The 14,764-nt window shown below is 40.9% G+C and carries 16 protein-coding genes; 7 read left to right on the top strand and 9 right to left on the bottom strand.

What is annotated here, in order from left to right; all coding sequences use genetic code 11:
- Positions 1–4: 4 nt before the first annotated feature.
- The 3 genes from QE450_RS17355 to QE450_RS17365 are packed head-to-tail and all read left to right on the top strand — an operon-like array spanning position 5 to position 1,640.
- Positions 5–370, top strand: coding sequence for a DMT family transporter (locus QE450_RS17355; RefSeq protein ID WP_274171727.1), 366 nt, complete (start codon positions 5–7; stop codon positions 368–370).
- Entirely contained in the window at positions 370–684 is a 315-nt protein-coding gene (locus tag QE450_RS17360; protein WP_273613808.1) for a DMT family transporter, read from the top strand. The genes QE450_RS17355 and QE450_RS17360 overlap by 1 nt, the downstream gene beginning before the upstream one ends.
- Before the next feature lie 14 nt (positions 685–698).
- Positions 699–1,640, top strand: coding sequence for a 1-phosphofructokinase family hexose kinase (locus QE450_RS17365; RefSeq protein WP_307300862.1), 942 nt, complete (start codon positions 699–701; stop codon positions 1,638–1,640).
- Positions 1,641–1,645: 5 nt separating this feature from the next.
- On the opposite strand, the gene QE450_RS17370 is transcribed toward QE450_RS17365, so the two are convergent.
- The 3 genes from QE450_RS17370 to mobA form a co-directional block, all read right to left on the bottom strand.
- Positions 1,646–1,846 carry a hypothetical protein gene (locus QE450_RS17370; protein WP_273613810.1) on the bottom strand — a complete coding sequence of 67 codons (201 nt, stop codon included), beginning with the start codon at positions 1,844–1,846 and terminating at the stop codon, positions 1,646–1,648.
- 140 nt (positions 1,847–1,986) lie between these two features.
- Entirely contained in the window at positions 1,987–2,658 is a 672-nt protein-coding gene (locus tag QE450_RS17375; RefSeq protein ID WP_273613811.1) for a TorD/DmsD family molecular chaperone, read from the bottom strand.
- A 237-nt stretch (positions 2,659–2,895) separates the two neighbouring features.
- On the bottom strand, positions 2,896–3,543 hold the full coding sequence (mobA, locus tag QE450_RS17380; RefSeq protein WP_307300864.1) for a molybdenum cofactor guanylyltransferase: 648 nt from the start codon (positions 3,541–3,543) through the stop codon (positions 2,896–2,898).
- A gap of 103 nt (positions 3,544–3,646) precedes the next feature.
- On the opposite strand from mobA, the gene QE450_RS17385 reads away from it, so the two are divergent.
- Positions 3,647–4,852 carry an MFS transporter gene (locus tag QE450_RS17385; RefSeq protein WP_274171723.1) on the top strand — a complete coding sequence of 402 codons (1,206 nt, stop codon included), beginning with the start codon at positions 3,647–3,649 and terminating at the stop codon, positions 4,850–4,852.
- 134 nt (positions 4,853–4,986) lie between these two features.
- On the opposite strand, the gene QE450_RS17390 is transcribed toward QE450_RS17385, so the two are convergent.
- Positions 4,987–6,678, bottom strand: coding sequence for a glutamine--tRNA ligase/YqeY domain fusion protein (locus QE450_RS17390; RefSeq protein WP_273613814.1), 1,692 nt, complete (start codon positions 6,676–6,678; stop codon positions 4,987–4,989).
- Between the two features lie 211 nt (positions 6,679–6,889).
- Here QE450_RS17390 and QE450_RS17395 point away from each other — a divergent pair, with 211 nt between their 5' ends.
- Together QE450_RS17395 and QE450_RS17400 are read left to right on the top strand one after the other, a co-directional pair.
- A complete protein-coding gene (locus tag QE450_RS17395) occupies positions 6,890–7,150 on the top strand; it encodes a DUF2164 domain-containing protein (protein WP_273613815.1) in 261 nt (86 codons plus the stop codon).
- 78 nt (positions 7,151–7,228) lie between these two features.
- Positions 7,229–7,777 (top strand): GNAT family N-acetyltransferase, encoded by a 549-nt coding sequence (locus QE450_RS17400; protein ID WP_273613816.1) that lies wholly within the window; start codon positions 7,229–7,231, stop codon positions 7,775–7,777.
- Positions 7,778–7,892: 115 nt separating this feature from the next.
- Here the strand turns inward: QE450_RS17400 and QE450_RS17405 are convergent, their stop codons facing one another.
- The 3 genes from QE450_RS17405 to QE450_RS17415 are packed head-to-tail and all read right to left on the bottom strand — an operon-like array spanning position 7,893 to position 12,182.
- Positions 7,893–9,392 (bottom strand): glycosyltransferase family 2 protein, encoded by a 1,500-nt coding sequence (locus tag QE450_RS17405; protein WP_307300869.1) that lies wholly within the window; start codon positions 9,390–9,392, stop codon positions 7,893–7,895.
- The gene (locus QE450_RS17410) at positions 9,373–10,461 is read right to left on the bottom strand and encodes a HEAT repeat domain-containing protein (protein ID WP_307300871.1); all 1,089 of its coding nucleotides are present in this window, start codon (positions 10,459–10,461) and stop codon (positions 9,373–9,375) included. The genes QE450_RS17405 and QE450_RS17410 overlap by 20 nt, the downstream gene beginning before the upstream one ends.
- Entirely contained in the window at positions 10,458–12,182 is a 1,725-nt protein-coding gene (locus QE450_RS17415; RefSeq protein WP_307302743.1) for a response regulator, read from the bottom strand. Before QE450_RS17415 ends, QE450_RS17410 begins: the two co-directional genes overlap by 4 nt.
- A gap of 277 nt (positions 12,183–12,459) precedes the next feature.
- Here QE450_RS17415 and QE450_RS17420 point away from each other — a divergent pair, with 277 nt between their 5' ends.
- Entirely contained in the window at positions 12,460–12,879 is a 420-nt protein-coding gene (locus QE450_RS17420; RefSeq protein ID WP_301263631.1) for a hypothetical protein, read from the top strand.
- Here the strand turns inward: QE450_RS17420 and QE450_RS17425 are convergent.
- A complete protein-coding gene (locus QE450_RS17425; RefSeq protein WP_274171719.1) occupies positions 12,867–13,364 on the bottom strand; it encodes a GNAT family N-acetyltransferase in 498 nt (165 codons plus the stop codon). The genes QE450_RS17420 and QE450_RS17425 overlap by 13 nt on opposite strands.
- Before the next feature lie 74 nt (positions 13,365–13,438).
- Positions 13,439–14,677 carry an MFS transporter gene (locus tag QE450_RS17430; protein WP_307300875.1) on the bottom strand — a complete coding sequence of 413 codons (1,239 nt, stop codon included), beginning with the start codon at positions 14,675–14,677 and terminating at the stop codon, positions 13,439–13,441.
- Between the last annotated feature and the right edge of the window lie 87 nt (positions 14,678–14,764).

Genomic DNA, 14,764 nt, shown 5'->3' on the forward strand with positions numbered 1-14,764 from the left:
AATTATGAATCGCAATTGGTTATACGTATTAATAGGAGGATGTATCGAAGTGGTCTGGGTATCCGGACTAAAACACGCTGCAACTCCCTTGGAATGGCTACTTACCGCTGTAGGTATAGCGATCAGCTTTTATCTTATTATCAAAGCCTCTACTCGCTTACCTGTCGGTACAGTCTATGCCGTCTTTACTGGAATTGGTACAGCTGGAACAGTCGCTGCTGAAATGATTATTTTCGGTGAACCTTTCCACTGGCTCAAAGTGATCTTGATTCTTGTATTGATGATCGGTGTCGCTGGATTGAAATTAGTCACTGATAATGGTGCCAAAGAAGAAGCTCACTCTGCTACAGTGAAAGCAGGTGAAGCATAATGTCTTGGATCGCATTGGTAGTGGCTGGTGGATTTGAAGTGGTTGGTGTAATTATGATGAATCGTATTGTTCGTCATAAGTCTTTGCTCAATTATCTTTTAATGATTTTGACATTTGCAGGTAGCTTCTCTTGTCTAACGATTGCTATGAACGGTATTCCGATGGGAACAGCTTATGCGATCTGGACAGGAATCGGTACAGTCGGCGGTACATTAGTCGGCATGTTGATGTACGGCGAAGCCAAAAGTGGACTGCGGATTTTATTTATCGCGATGATTATTGCGTCAGCGATAGGACTTAAATTGATTGCGTAAGAGGTGAATCGTATTTGATTACAACAGTTACGTTAAATACAGCACTAGATATTATTTATCGTGCTCCTGCTTTTCATATGGATCAGGTGCACCGCTTACCGGGGATTACTGTTCCTGGTGGCAAAGGGATCAATGCTGCACGTGTGATTCATACTCTTGGTGAATCCGTGACAGCGACAGGGTTTGTGGCAGGCTACAATGGACAGAAAATGCAATTTCTGTTGCAACAAGAAGGCGTACGCTGTGAATTTATCGAAGTCCAAGGCGAGACAAGGCTGGCGATCACTGTACTGGATCAACAACAAGGTACACAGACAGAATTGATCGAGCAAGCTTCTTCGTATGTCACCCCTGAATCTTTGATCCTTTTGGAACAGCAGATTGAAAAAGCAGCCCGTACGTCAGCATGGGTATTATTTTCCGGTAGTATTCCTGAAGGTTGCCCTGCTGATCTGTATGCTACACTGATTCAGATCGCCAAAGCACAGGGTGCCCAAACAGCACTAGATGCAAGTGGAGAAGCATTACGTTACGGCTTACAAGCTTCTCCTGATCTGGTGAAGCCTAATGAAGATGAAGCTTGCGCATGGGCGGGCATTCCTACGGCTGATCACTATTCTGACCAGACCTTAGACGATGTATTAACCGCTATGCTGGATCATGGGGTACAAATGGCTACGATCTCTTTAGGCAAACATGGCGCGATAGCTGCTCAAGGCTCTGCACGTTATCGACTGCATGTGCCACAGCTTGATATTGTGAGCGCGCTTGGTAGTGGAGATGCGATGGCAGCAGGTATGGTAACAGCCGCTTATCGCGGAGCAGAACTGGCTGAGATGCTTCGATATGGCGCTGCTTGCGGAAGTGCATGTGCCCTTCAACCGATCGCTGGCAAAGTAGATCTACAAGACGTACAATATATCCTTCAGCACATAAAAATAACCCCTGAGTCATAATACACTCAGGGGATTTTGGTGTGCGAACCAAATCGAACATCCATATAAATATGACCTGTATCCCCATCGCTTACCACAAAATTAATTTCTTGTGGCACTAATTCTTTTAACGCATACTGACGCGCCCAATCGAGCGATGGAAATTCCGCTTTTCTGTCTACTGCTTTTACGACAATACATTGTTTGAGGCAATGATATTTATTCAAGGCAGTAAACCTCCCTTATCAATCATTAGACCACAGCAACTCATTTGACACATCTAATTGGAAAAAAATTACTTATTTCTGTATAAGATAAAAAAATTCCCTATTTCAGATAATAATCTTCATGAAATAGGGAATACTCTTTACGTTAAGCGAGTAACAATCTTTTGAAGTTCTTGCAAATCATTTTGCAAATATGTCGGTAACATCTGAGCCCATTCACGATACAATGGACTGCATGTCGTTTTACCAAGTTCAGCACAGAATGAAGGAACCCATGGAATTAAATAATGTTCCAAAAATTCAATCTGCATTTGAGCAATCATTTTACGGTTAGATGAATGCATATCTGTCTCCGCAGAACGCTCAGCTAATAATGCCATAAATTCTAACTCAATACCGATATGATCATCTGTTTCGTGATCCATTTTTTTGAAAGCAATCCCTGCACGTGCATATACTGCATTAACTACAGCCTCATAAGCAGTACGTCCTTGCTCATTTGTCACATAATACGACGCTTGAGGTGGATAACTGACCTGTTGATCTTGCTCGAACAACTGGCTATATTCTGCACATTCTTGACGAGCATATTGCATAATATCGTTTAACATCGTATTTTCTAGCGTATTCAGCAAAGCATAGTTATTGGTAAATAGACGGTTGATTTTGGAAGCTTCTTTTTTCCATTCGATCAACTTGGACAATGTGGGTTTGCGCTCTAACATTTCACTAAGCAGACGATACGTCATTACACGACTGTACAACCATTCTTGGCGAGATTGATGCGTTTCCAGTTCTGTATACATAGTCATCTTACATCACTCCTTGTGATAATATTCACATATTTAAATAATTGAATTCCGACATCAAAGGTTTGAAGCAATATATAGGTTTGATCGTTAGTAAACGTATACGTTGTAGTTCATCACTTGACTTTATGTTATGTCTTCATTGTACTCTATTTTCTACGAATTAGGGGTAAATTACGCATACGTTCATAAAATAGTCATGTTTGTCACGCTTTCAAAAGGACTTATGCCACAGACTGGCTACAATAAAGAAGGATATTGCTTCAAAATACGCAAAACCTGCTCATACGACTGTGGATCATTCATATTATATAAGCTATACTCCGATATACTTTGAAAAGAAGACTGTAACTTGCTCTGTGTCTGGTATAATGATTCGATCGCTACGTAGTGTACCTGTTGCTGATCTAACCAATCTCGTACACGTAATTGGTTATGTTCTAACGCTAGTTGTAGTGACGGCAATACACTATGATGATAGACAGCATATAAGGGGTGAATACGCCCGGCTTGCATCGGAATAATCGCTTGTATCCCTTTGATATCGGTATGTTCTATAAGGTGTTGCATCAATACAGTACTGGCAAAAGGTAAATCACAAGCACTGACTACATACCACTCGCTTCTAATCTGTGATAGTGCTGCATGTAGACCGGCAAGCGGACCTTGTCCGGGAAAACGATCAGGCACACTACGGATATTCAAAAATGAATAATCCGCCGTATGATTACCTGCAATCCATAATGAAGAGACTACTGGCTGTAACGCTTTGGCTACACGTTCAATAATGGTATGATCAGCAATAGTTAATAACGCTTTATTCTGACCCATACGGCTAGATTGACCGCCTGCTAAAATAATACCTGTATAATTCAAAGAGGATCGCATGATCAATTATCCTTTCTACTCCAAAAATAAACAAAATTGGTTTGTATCCCTTTTCAACACATGCTACAGTGAATGAAATGTCTGATGAAAGGATTGGCTGGCTTTGCATCCGAATATAAACAACACTACTTTTACACCATTGCGATGGTTTACCTTTTTTATATATGGAACACTGGTTATTTTCACAAGCTTTTTTCAATTATACCTGCAAGATATCGGGATGAGCCAGAGTGAGATTGGTGCTCTAATGGCTATCGGCCCGCTAATCTCATTGCTTGCTAACCCATTTTGGGGATTTTATAGTGATCGTCTACAAAATGTACGATTTGTGTTGCTGATTATGATGCTGGGTACGTTGCTAATGGTTCAGCTTGTTTTTCATGTGCACAATTATACGATTATCTATATTGTGATGACGGTATTTTTCTTTTTCCAGACACCGATGTTGGCACAAAGCAATACACTTATTCTTAGTTATATTGATGGTACACCCAAAAAGTTCGGTGGGTTTCGTCTATACGGTTCACTAGGATGGGCGTTAACTGCTGTTGCCGCAGGGCCTGTTATCGATCGATTAGGAGTCTCTCAAATCGGTACGGTATTTACAGTATTGCTTCTTATTGCAATCGGTATCATTTTGCTATTACCACCACAGACCAAATTACCCGGTGGATCAGCAACGATGAACCGCTATGCGATGAAGAAATTACTCGGCAATTTATATTTTGTCGGCTTTATTGTCTTTGGTATTCTGGTTGCGATCCCCAATGCGATGAACAGTACATTTGTATCGTTATATATTGTTGAACTGGGCGGAACCAAATCGATGGTCGGCTGGGCGGTATTTGCTTCTTCTATTTTTGAAGCGGCTTTGTTTTTGTTATTTGATCGGTATTTGAAACGTAATATTTCTTTTATGATCGGTTGGTTAGCGATTGTCAGTCTACTGTTCACGTTACGCTGGTTTTTGATGGCTGAAGCGACCAGCCCCTGGGAAATTATCGCTATTCAATTGCTTCATGCGGTTACATTCGGTGGTTATTTCTATGTCGGTACACAGCTTACCATGATGTTTGTCCCCAAAGCATTCCGCAGTTCCGGACAAGCGATCTATACGATGACATGGAGCGGAGTCTCCGGTGTAATCGCTGGTTTTCTAGGCGGATGGTTATTTCAAAATTTCGGGTCAGAACAGATGTATCTAGCCGGTGTTGCTCTTTCTTTTGTTGGAGCGATAGGATTTGCATCGATGTGGCTGAATGTGAAGCGCACACAATATCGGATGGAAGAAGAGGACGAGCAGTATTAATACATTCGGTAGACTTGAATGAGTTATATAGTCTGATAATAGCTCAAATAAAAACCGCCCTTCTCACGTATAGAGAACAGGCGGTTTTTTGATCATAGTTGTTCATGTTTTATCTGGTAAAAAGGGATATAATTTTACGCTTTTGGTAATTTGAATGAACTCTTCATGGATACAACAAGGTTAAATACCGGATCACCTGGCATTGTATATTTCGGATCAGCACTGAAATAACCATGACGGAAAAATTGGTAACGATCATAGCCTTTTGAATCTTTCAAGCCAGGCTCTACAAATCCATGTACCACTTCAAGTGATTTTGGATTCAAATAATCCAAAAACGTTTTTTCAGCAGTCTCTTCGTTCTCATCGGTTAATTCTGCATCTGCTTCTTCAGCTGTAATCAATGGCTCGTACAGACGGAATTCCGCTGGAACGGCTTGGCTTGCTTCAACCCAGTGAATCGTTCCTTTGACTTTACGTCCTGTAAATCCGCTACCGCTTTTCGTTTCTACATCATACGTACAATGAATTTCTGTTACATTGCCTTCTTCATCTTTGATCACATCGTTACATTTGATAAAGTAAGCATGTTTTAAACGAACTTCATTGCCCGGGAATAGACGGAAATATTTATTTGGTGGATTCTCCATAAAGTCATCTTGCTCGATATAAATTTCACGTGAAAATGGAATTTGGCGAATACCCATTTCTTCATTTTCTGTGTTATTTTCTGCATCTAACATTTCAACTTGTCCTTCAGGATAGTTTGTAATCACCACTTTAAGTGGACGCAAAATACCCATTGTACGAGGAACACGCAATTTTAAGTCTTCACGTACAAAATGATCTAGTGTTTGTAGATCAACAACGCCCTGACTTTTGGAAATACCCGTCTCATAGACAAAAGCACGAATACCTTCCGGTGTATATCCACGACGACGTAATCCTGAGATCGTCGGCATACGTGGATCATCCCAACCATCCACAATATTCTCGTCTACCAATTGTTTTAGCTTACGTTTACTGGTTAACGTCTGTGCCAGGTTCAAGCGACCGAATTCGTATTGATGAGGTTCTGCTTCCACTTCACACTCACGAATCACCCAATCATAGAATGGACGTTGGTCTTCAAATTCAATCGAACACAGTGAATGTGTCACATGTTCAATCGCATCTTCTAATGGATGAGCAAAAGTATACATTGGATAAATGCACCATTTGTCACCTGTATTGTGATGCTCTAGATGAGCAATACGGTAGATTACCGGATCACGCAGATTGATATTAGGCGAAGCCATATCTATTTTGGCACGTAGTACACGTTCACCATTACCGAATTCACCTGCACGCATACGGCGGAATAGGTCTAAGTTTTCTTCAATAGTACGTTCACGATACGGGCTGTTAGTACCCGGCTCGGTTAGTGTTCCACGCATTTCACGAATTTGATCAGCAGATTGATCATCCACATAAGCAAGTCCTTTTTGAATTAACAGTTCTGCTTTTTCATACATCGTATCAAAGTAATCGGAAGCAAAATATTTGCCTGTCCATTCATAACCTAACCATTTTACATCTTCTTCGATCGATTTTACGTATTCTACATCTTCTTTTGCCGGATTCGTATCATCAAAGCGTAAGTTCGTACTACCACCGAATTCTTTCGCTAATTCAAAGTTAATCCAGATCGCTTTGGCATGACCAATATGGAGATAACCGTTCGGTTCTGGTGGGAAACGCGTAACGACCTTTTTAACTTTACCGGACTGTAGGTCTTCCGCAATTACTGTTTTTATAAAATTAGGCGGGGTATTTGTATGCTCCACGTCAATCAACCTTTCATCGTTCAGTTTGTTTTACAGGAATAATCCAATACTTCCATTATAACTGTTCTGGCAAGTTAGACAAGGATATGACGATTTGGATAGAGACCTTTGTCCTGTTCGAGCGATCTTATTTTTGATGCTAATTGGCTTTGACGCTAGAGGTTGAATACGGTAGCATGTAGTATAAACGTGTACAAAGGAGTAATGACGCATGAAACCATTGACGCTACCGAAAGAACAGCGTGAGCATATGATTGCGCAAATCCAGCATTTTTTTGAAATGGAGCGTGGCGAAAGTATAGGCGATTTGGCTGCTGATTCGGTACTTGATTTCTTTTTGCAATCGGCAGGACCTCTTATTTATAATCAAGCTTTGGCTGATTGTCGTACCACGTTAAATGAACGTATGGCTGGACTGGAAGAAGATATCTATGCTCTGGAACAACACCCTCCTCTTCGTCCACGTCGTTAACTCATGAACTACTCTAATCTATACATTTTATCCGGTGCACTTCATTTCATATTCGATTAAGAAAGAGGGTATACTTTGATGTTTACATATAAATTGGATGAAGAAATCGAATTAAGGCCACTTGAACCCAGTCATGCTCGTCCTATTTATCAGCTTATCGATCAATCCCGTTCTTCTTTGCGTCAATGGTTAGCCTGGGTCGACGCGACCAATTCAGTAGCGGCTAGTGAAGAATATGTACGTTCTTCGATGACTCAGGCGATGGAAAATGGCGCTTTTAATGCTGGCATCTGGTACAAAGGTCAACTGGCTGGTATTATCGGATTTCATGAGATCAATTGGAATCATCGTTCAGTCGGGATAGGGTACTGGCTCGGTTCTCATTATGAAGGCAAAGGGTTGGTTACTTCTGCGCTTCGTGTATTAATCGACTATGCACTAATTGAACTGAATCTGCACCGGGTTGAGATTCGCTGTGCTACCGGTAATCATCGCAGTCGCGCGGTTCCTCAGCGTCTGGGCTTTATTTTGGAAGGTATTATTCGGGAAGCTGAATTGTTACCGATTGGTTATGTAGATCATGCAGTGTACGGAATGCTTCAACAAGAATGGAAGTTAAAACGCTAATTGCTCTACTCTTTTTCTTTTGTCCAATACATTAAGATCATTTCATGACAAAAAGCTACTTCACTTTTGCAATCTTGCAGGTGAAGTAGCTTTTTATGGTATAACGACTATTCGTTTATTTTTTAGGTTGAATAAGCGGGCTTTCCGGTCGCATTTTGATCGTATCTGAACTGCCACCGATGACATTTACACGTGTCATTTCACCCCACTGGGCTTTTTTACCACGAATCGCTTGAGCCAGCCCGATCACTCTCCAGACGGTTAGCATCGGACGATACCAGAATGATTCGGATAATGCATGAAGCACCAGCCGGAATACATCTGCTATGCGATTATAATGATGGAATCGCCATTCTTCGAATAATACCGCCCCTGTCGACAATAACGAACCATACAAAATCATCATCAATGTCAGTGATGCACTGATTTCCCAGCCTGCTCCTGCTTTGAGAATGAGACCTAATACAATCATAATTAAGCCGATCAATTCAACTACAGGTCCAAACAGCTCTACGAACATAAATAATGGCATAGCGGCGAAGCCGATGCGTCCATAGCGCGGATTGAACAGCATGTCTTTATTCCGCCATAGACTTTCGAACAATCCACGTTGCCAGCGAATCCGTTGCCGACGTAAAATTTTGCGACTTTCCGGTGCTTCTGTCCAGCAGACAGGTTCTGGAATATAGATAATCCGACCTTTGCTTTTCTTTTTCCGTAATAGACGATGTAGACGAACAATCAGCTCCATATCTTCACCAATTGTCTCTGTCTCATAACCGCCCACTTCGATTACCCAGCTTTTTTTGAATACACCAAATGCACCGGATACAAGGATCAACATATTGAAGCTACTCAGACCGATCCGTCCCATCAAGAAACCACGCAAATACTCGATAACTTGCATTACAACATATGGATTACGAGATAGCAGTACATTTTCACTGCTCAGATAACCTGTATCAACAATACTTCCGTTGGCAATCTCTACACTACCACCAGTAGCTATAATCTCTTCACCAGGCTTCGCTTCCATAATAGGTTTCATTACTTTGATAAAAGCATCGGTATCCAGTACAGTATCTCCATCAAGGGAAGCAAAATAAGGATAACGTGAAACGTTAATACCTGCATTAAGCGCATCTGCTTTCCCACCGTTTTCTTTATCCACCAGTACTAGATTGGGATGCTGTAAAGAGCGATAAATATTGCGAATCGGTGCTGTAGACTTGCCTAATGCTGAAAAAGGAACACGATTGGAAATGGTCGACATATCAAATTCATCAATCATCCGTTGCGCGGTATCATCTTTGGAACCATCATTGATTACGATAACTTCAAATTGCTTGTAGTTGATACTCAGCAGTGAGCGAGCACTGGATACGATATTACCACCTTCATTGTAAGCAGGCACTAGAATTGATAAAGGAGCTAATTCGTTTTCGAGTGCTTTGCTATATTGAAGTCCGCTCACATCTTTGTCTTTGCGCAAATCTTTGGCAGCCGCGAAATACATTAACAAATACGCTCCGGTTGAAAAAGCGACGTATAATATCGTGATCACAGCAATGATATGGTAAACAACTAATCCGAGGTCAGCCCACATTCCGCTCATAATTTCTCCTTTCCAATATCTCTTGTGCCATCTCTTTTGCAAATCGGTCAGGATGATTGGTCGCTATTTGTTCCAATATCGCTACACCTTGACGATAACGAAGCAAAGCTTGCGCCGATTGCAGACGAACTTCGTATGAATCATCACTCACCAACTGCTCCAGATACGGCAAAAAGCGTTCATCACGCGTACTATTGATTACTTTCACTCTCATCAAGCGTTCTTGCCATGATATAGATTGTTGTTCAGTTAACGCTTGTTCCATCCGATCAGCCGCTTCAGGACTCATATAACCAAAGTTAGCGAGTGCTTTCATCGCACGAATACGCATTTCTTTATCATTGGAATACATACATTGCTCTAACAATTGCAGTACTTCTTGCGTACGAATATTGTTAATCCGCAGACTATCTATAATGATATAGCGTAATTTGGGACTGTATTTATCGAACTGTTGTAGCAATTGATCTAACAGCTCGCCTTTGATTAACAACACCAACTGCAATAATTGAATGTCTGAGTATTGGATAGCTGCTGATTCCAGTTCATCCATAATCTCAGGAGCTTGAAATACAACCAGAATCCGCAAAATCAAAAAGCGCTCATCACCTGTACAATGTTTGCGCTGTAACGCTTGTAAAAGCTCCGAGTGAAGACTCATCATCTGAAATTGCTCAATATAAAGTAAAGCATTGATACGAGTACTCCAGCGCGAGCTACGCAAATCATTAGCATACGATTCTGCAAAATAATACTCACTTAGTTCTTTGATCCGCTGCGTTTCATTTTTGGAGCGACTTAGTGATAAGCGATGAATTAACATTTCTTCGATCGCTTTTTGTTCCAAGCTATTTTTAGCCAGCATTCTACGAGAACGTTCTCCTGTTGCAATATACTGATTCAGCGCAGAATCGGCTTTGGCAAGTTGCTCGGTTAAACGGTCTATCGCTTGCAAACGCCGATTGCGTTGATATTTACGAAACATCAGATACAGTAACAATACGATAATCAATGACACCACTCCGACAGTTGCCCACCAGATCGTTACCAGTATATTATCAATACTCATAACGCTACCCCTACTTTGTTCAGTAAGCGTCGTACACGAGCTTCCAATTCCATCATACTAAATGGCTTGGTCATATAATCATCTGCTCCAGCACGTATCGCTTCTGTAATGCCTTGTTCATCGTCGACTCCCGTTAACATCAGCACCGTATACTTTGAACCTTCTTCACCACGTAGACGGGAAAGAACTTCCATTCCGTTAATACGTGGCATCATTCGATCCAAAATCAATAAATATTGAGCAGATTCATCATGCCACGGATCATTCAAAAATTCTTTGCCATCTGTATACACACGAATATCCAGTAAATACTCTTGTTCTAGATCGAACATTTGTCGTTCCAAAATATTACGTATTAATGGATCATCATCCACAATCGCTAATCGCAATGGCTCGTTAACAGATACCGTCGGTACAGGTGGATTACTTATAGTAGGTTCAGGTATAACAGGATGGGCAACAACAGGCTTAGCATCTATAGATCTACTCATTCTGGATGGCGTCTGTAACGGTATAGAAGATACCGATTTGCCTTGTTCCAACGCTGTATTTAAATGCAACAATTGCTGATTCACCTGATCAAATAGTTGCGATTGATCGGTTGTAGCAAAGACAGGCACCACGCCATAGCGAATACGCATCATTCCTGCTGGAATCAAAGATGCGACTTGTGGCGAATAAAGAATACGATCAATAAAAGCACTACTTTGAGCAGGAGAGCTACCTGGTTGTAGCAAATAAAATCGCCCTGCACGTTCGTGTGCCCATATATCTTCTACACGCAAAGACAATTTAATCGTATCGGAGACTTGTCGTAATAATTGATCGCCTTTCGCAAAATTATACGTTTTGTTGTAATTTCGCAGACCTTGCAGATCGATTACGATTAACGATACTTCTGTCTCATGTACTCGCGTTTGTTCTTGATATCGTTCTAATTCACGTTCTAGAAAAGGCATACTGTAAGCCCCGGTTACACTATCTAATAACAGCAATTCTGTCAGCTTGATTCTTTTGCTGGTCAAACGGCGCACATGCAAAGAAAATTCGTCCATATCGAAAGGCTTAATCATAAAGTCTTCCGCTCCCATCGCATAACCATGCATCCGGGTTTCTTTATTGCCTGAAGCACTGATGATCATAACAGGAATAAAATGACGTTCACACAAATCTTGAATCTGTGCTAACAGCTCAAATCCGTTCATACCAGGCAATACCAAATCCAACACAACACAATCAGGACGTTTATCATAAAACAACGCCAAACCTTGTTCAGGCTCTGTCGTTGCTAACACTGTGAAATTTTGACTGACCAGTTCATCTTTTAATAAAGTAAGGAGCCCGATATCATCATCAATAATTAAGACGGTTCGAGCTTTGGTCGTATTTGTAGGGGATGTTATTGTAAAAGGTATCTTCTCGATCGGTGCAGTCTCTTTAACTTCAGGCTCCACATCTGACTGCTGGATAAGCTCATATAATGGTTCTAATATAATAACCATCTGCTCATGGTCAAATACACGTTGACCGTCTTCTTTGAATGTGGTCAGTAAACGCAAAGCTTCAGAGTACCATTCTGGCAACTCTATCGTGCCTGCTGTTCCTTTGATCGAATGTGCTAGCCGATACAATTCCTGTTCTGGAATCTGCGCATTAGGTTCTAGCATCTTCTGCAATTTTTCTTGTAATTGAAGTTTGAAAAGAATCTGATACTTCAACATACGATTCACAAATAAACCCCCTTTGCCTAGTTACTCTACTTTCTATTATCGGATATACCGGATTAAAATTTAACCATAAAGGCTCACCAATAGAAAATACTGGTACTAAATATGTAAAGAATCTGACACAGGGTTGAAACAAAAAAGAGAGGTTTTAGCTTACCTTTACGTTTCTTTAAGTTTCTTTTAAGGCAAGCTGTTTAAGATAACGATAGAGCACATTACGTTAAAGGGTAATGCTCTACTTTTAACAATAGTATGAAATGAGGTATCCATGATGAAAAGCACGAAAAAAAACCACCGTTCACGTAAAGCGATGATCAGTACGTTGCTTCTAGGACTTGCGATCAGTAGCATGTTGCTAGGGGAAGAAGCAAATGCTCAAGCGCCATCGAGTGCGTCTGGTTCTTCGTTGACGAGTGAGCAACAGGATGCATTCCTGAGTACACTTGGCGCTTCGTCGGATGAGGATGTCTATGAAGATTTATATGAAGGCAGATCACTTGCTGAAACAGCACGTCGACATAACAAAAACCCACAAGCCGTAATCGACTTGCAGGTTGCGCAGATGACAGAGATGTTAAATGAACGATTAAATAAAGGATTATTGTCACCGGATACATACCGGGCACAAAAAGCAGAATTGACCGATCTCATTACAAAGAGTGTCTATGGTCAGACTTCCTACAGCCAGTAAGTCATCAAGATATCATCCACATATTGCCCGTTAATATAGAACTCTTCAGGAAGTCTTCCGTTTTCTACAAAGCCTAGCTTTTTGTAGAATTGGAAGGCTTCTTTGTTAGTTGAAAGCACACGAAGCGTTAATTTACGTATTTGTTGTGACCGAGCAAATTCACCTAATGATTCGATCAATTTGCGCCCTATTCCTTTGCCTTGATAATCAGGGTGAATCGCAATATGAATATCGTATACATGTTGATTGGTAGAGACATACGTAGGATGTTGAAATCCTACATATCCGCAGATCTGTTCTCCTAATATAGCAACCAGTTGCGTACCCGGTGGATGATCTTGCAAATATTGCTGACGTGATCCGTATTGTAGTACACATGGAGTGTTATTATCATTCCATACCAAATGATCAATTTCTATTAAATATTGAGCATCATTCATAATCGACAATCGAGTCACTAGCTGATCAACAGGCTGAACCGACATGTATACGCACCTTCTCTTATCTATTTGGTCTTTATCCTTTGAGTATAGTATATCATTCGTTTTACACTCAAGTATTAGCTAGAAGACTGAGGAAGTGATACTGCTTTTCTTTGTACATAATGATGAAGCATAAAGAATGCTAAAGAAAGAATACCTGCTAATACAGCGACCCATGCTACAGGATGAAGCCCACCAGCATCATAAAATACGCCCATAATATAAGGCCCGATGACACGTCCGACTGCACCTATTCCTCCGGCTACTCCTAGATAGAATGGAGCATACAATCCGGTTTTTTCAGAGACATACGAAGGAATAGCTGGAGATAACAACATCTCGCCAAATGTAATCAGAATCATCGCTACAATCATCGCCGGATAATTATGAAATCCTAAAATAACAATATAGCCAAACAAATAAAAAAGAGCACTGGCAGTCATTTGAGCTTCAGCTGTCCGAGCAGCTACGCGGCGGATAAAATTCACGAACGGTTGACCTGCGAAGATCAATACACCGTTTAACGTCCATAACAGACTGTAATAACTAATTAACATACCTGAACTGACGATAAAAGGAGATGCGCCTGTATTCCAGATTGAATTACCTAACCATAGAAACAACGAACCAATTCCCATATATAAGTAGACTCTCACTTGAGATAGTAACCATAATGGACGCTTTTCTGTATGGACTTGTGGTCGACCTGGATTATGTACATCTTCTTCCTGTACATGAGTACGTTCGCCTTCGCCGATTTTGGTCAAATATACAAAAAAGAAACCGGCAAACAATGCACAACTTACCCCGTTAAGTACAAATGTTAAATGATACGAAATATCTGCTAGCACTCCGCATAGAGCGGTTCCTAGTGCTACACCAATATTGTTAGCAACATATACAATATTGAATAATTGTCCGCGGCGATCTGCAAAGCGAAAGCCTATAAATGCTTGAATAGCTGGCAACGACATCGCATTAAATAATCCTACAAATATCATTGTAATCATATACAGATGCCAGTTCTGACTAACAAAAGGCAATGCAAACAAACACAATGCATTTAATGACAATGAACCTACGATTAACTTTTTGACACCTAGACGATGATATAATGTACCTCCAAGCAATTGCCCGCCGATACCACCCAGTGATTGCAAAAGAACTACAAAACCTGCATCGGTCATCGTGCGACCGAGCTCCTGATAGACATAAAGTGTAGTTAGGGGCCACATTAATGATCCACCTGCTGCACTGATCAGACTAGCCAGTAAAAAAACTTGTATTTCGCGTGGATACGATCTAAGCCAATTCATAAGATGAGAGTTCCTTTCTTGTTGATCACGTACAGAATAAGCACAATATTTCTAGTATGATATAGAGGATAGAAATTCAGCAAGTGT

Source organism: Paenibacillus sp. SORGH_AS_0306, from assembly GCF_030819345.1.
Taxonomy (GTDB): Bacteria; Bacillota; Bacilli; order Paenibacillales; family Paenibacillaceae; genus Saccharibacillus; species Saccharibacillus kyungheensis.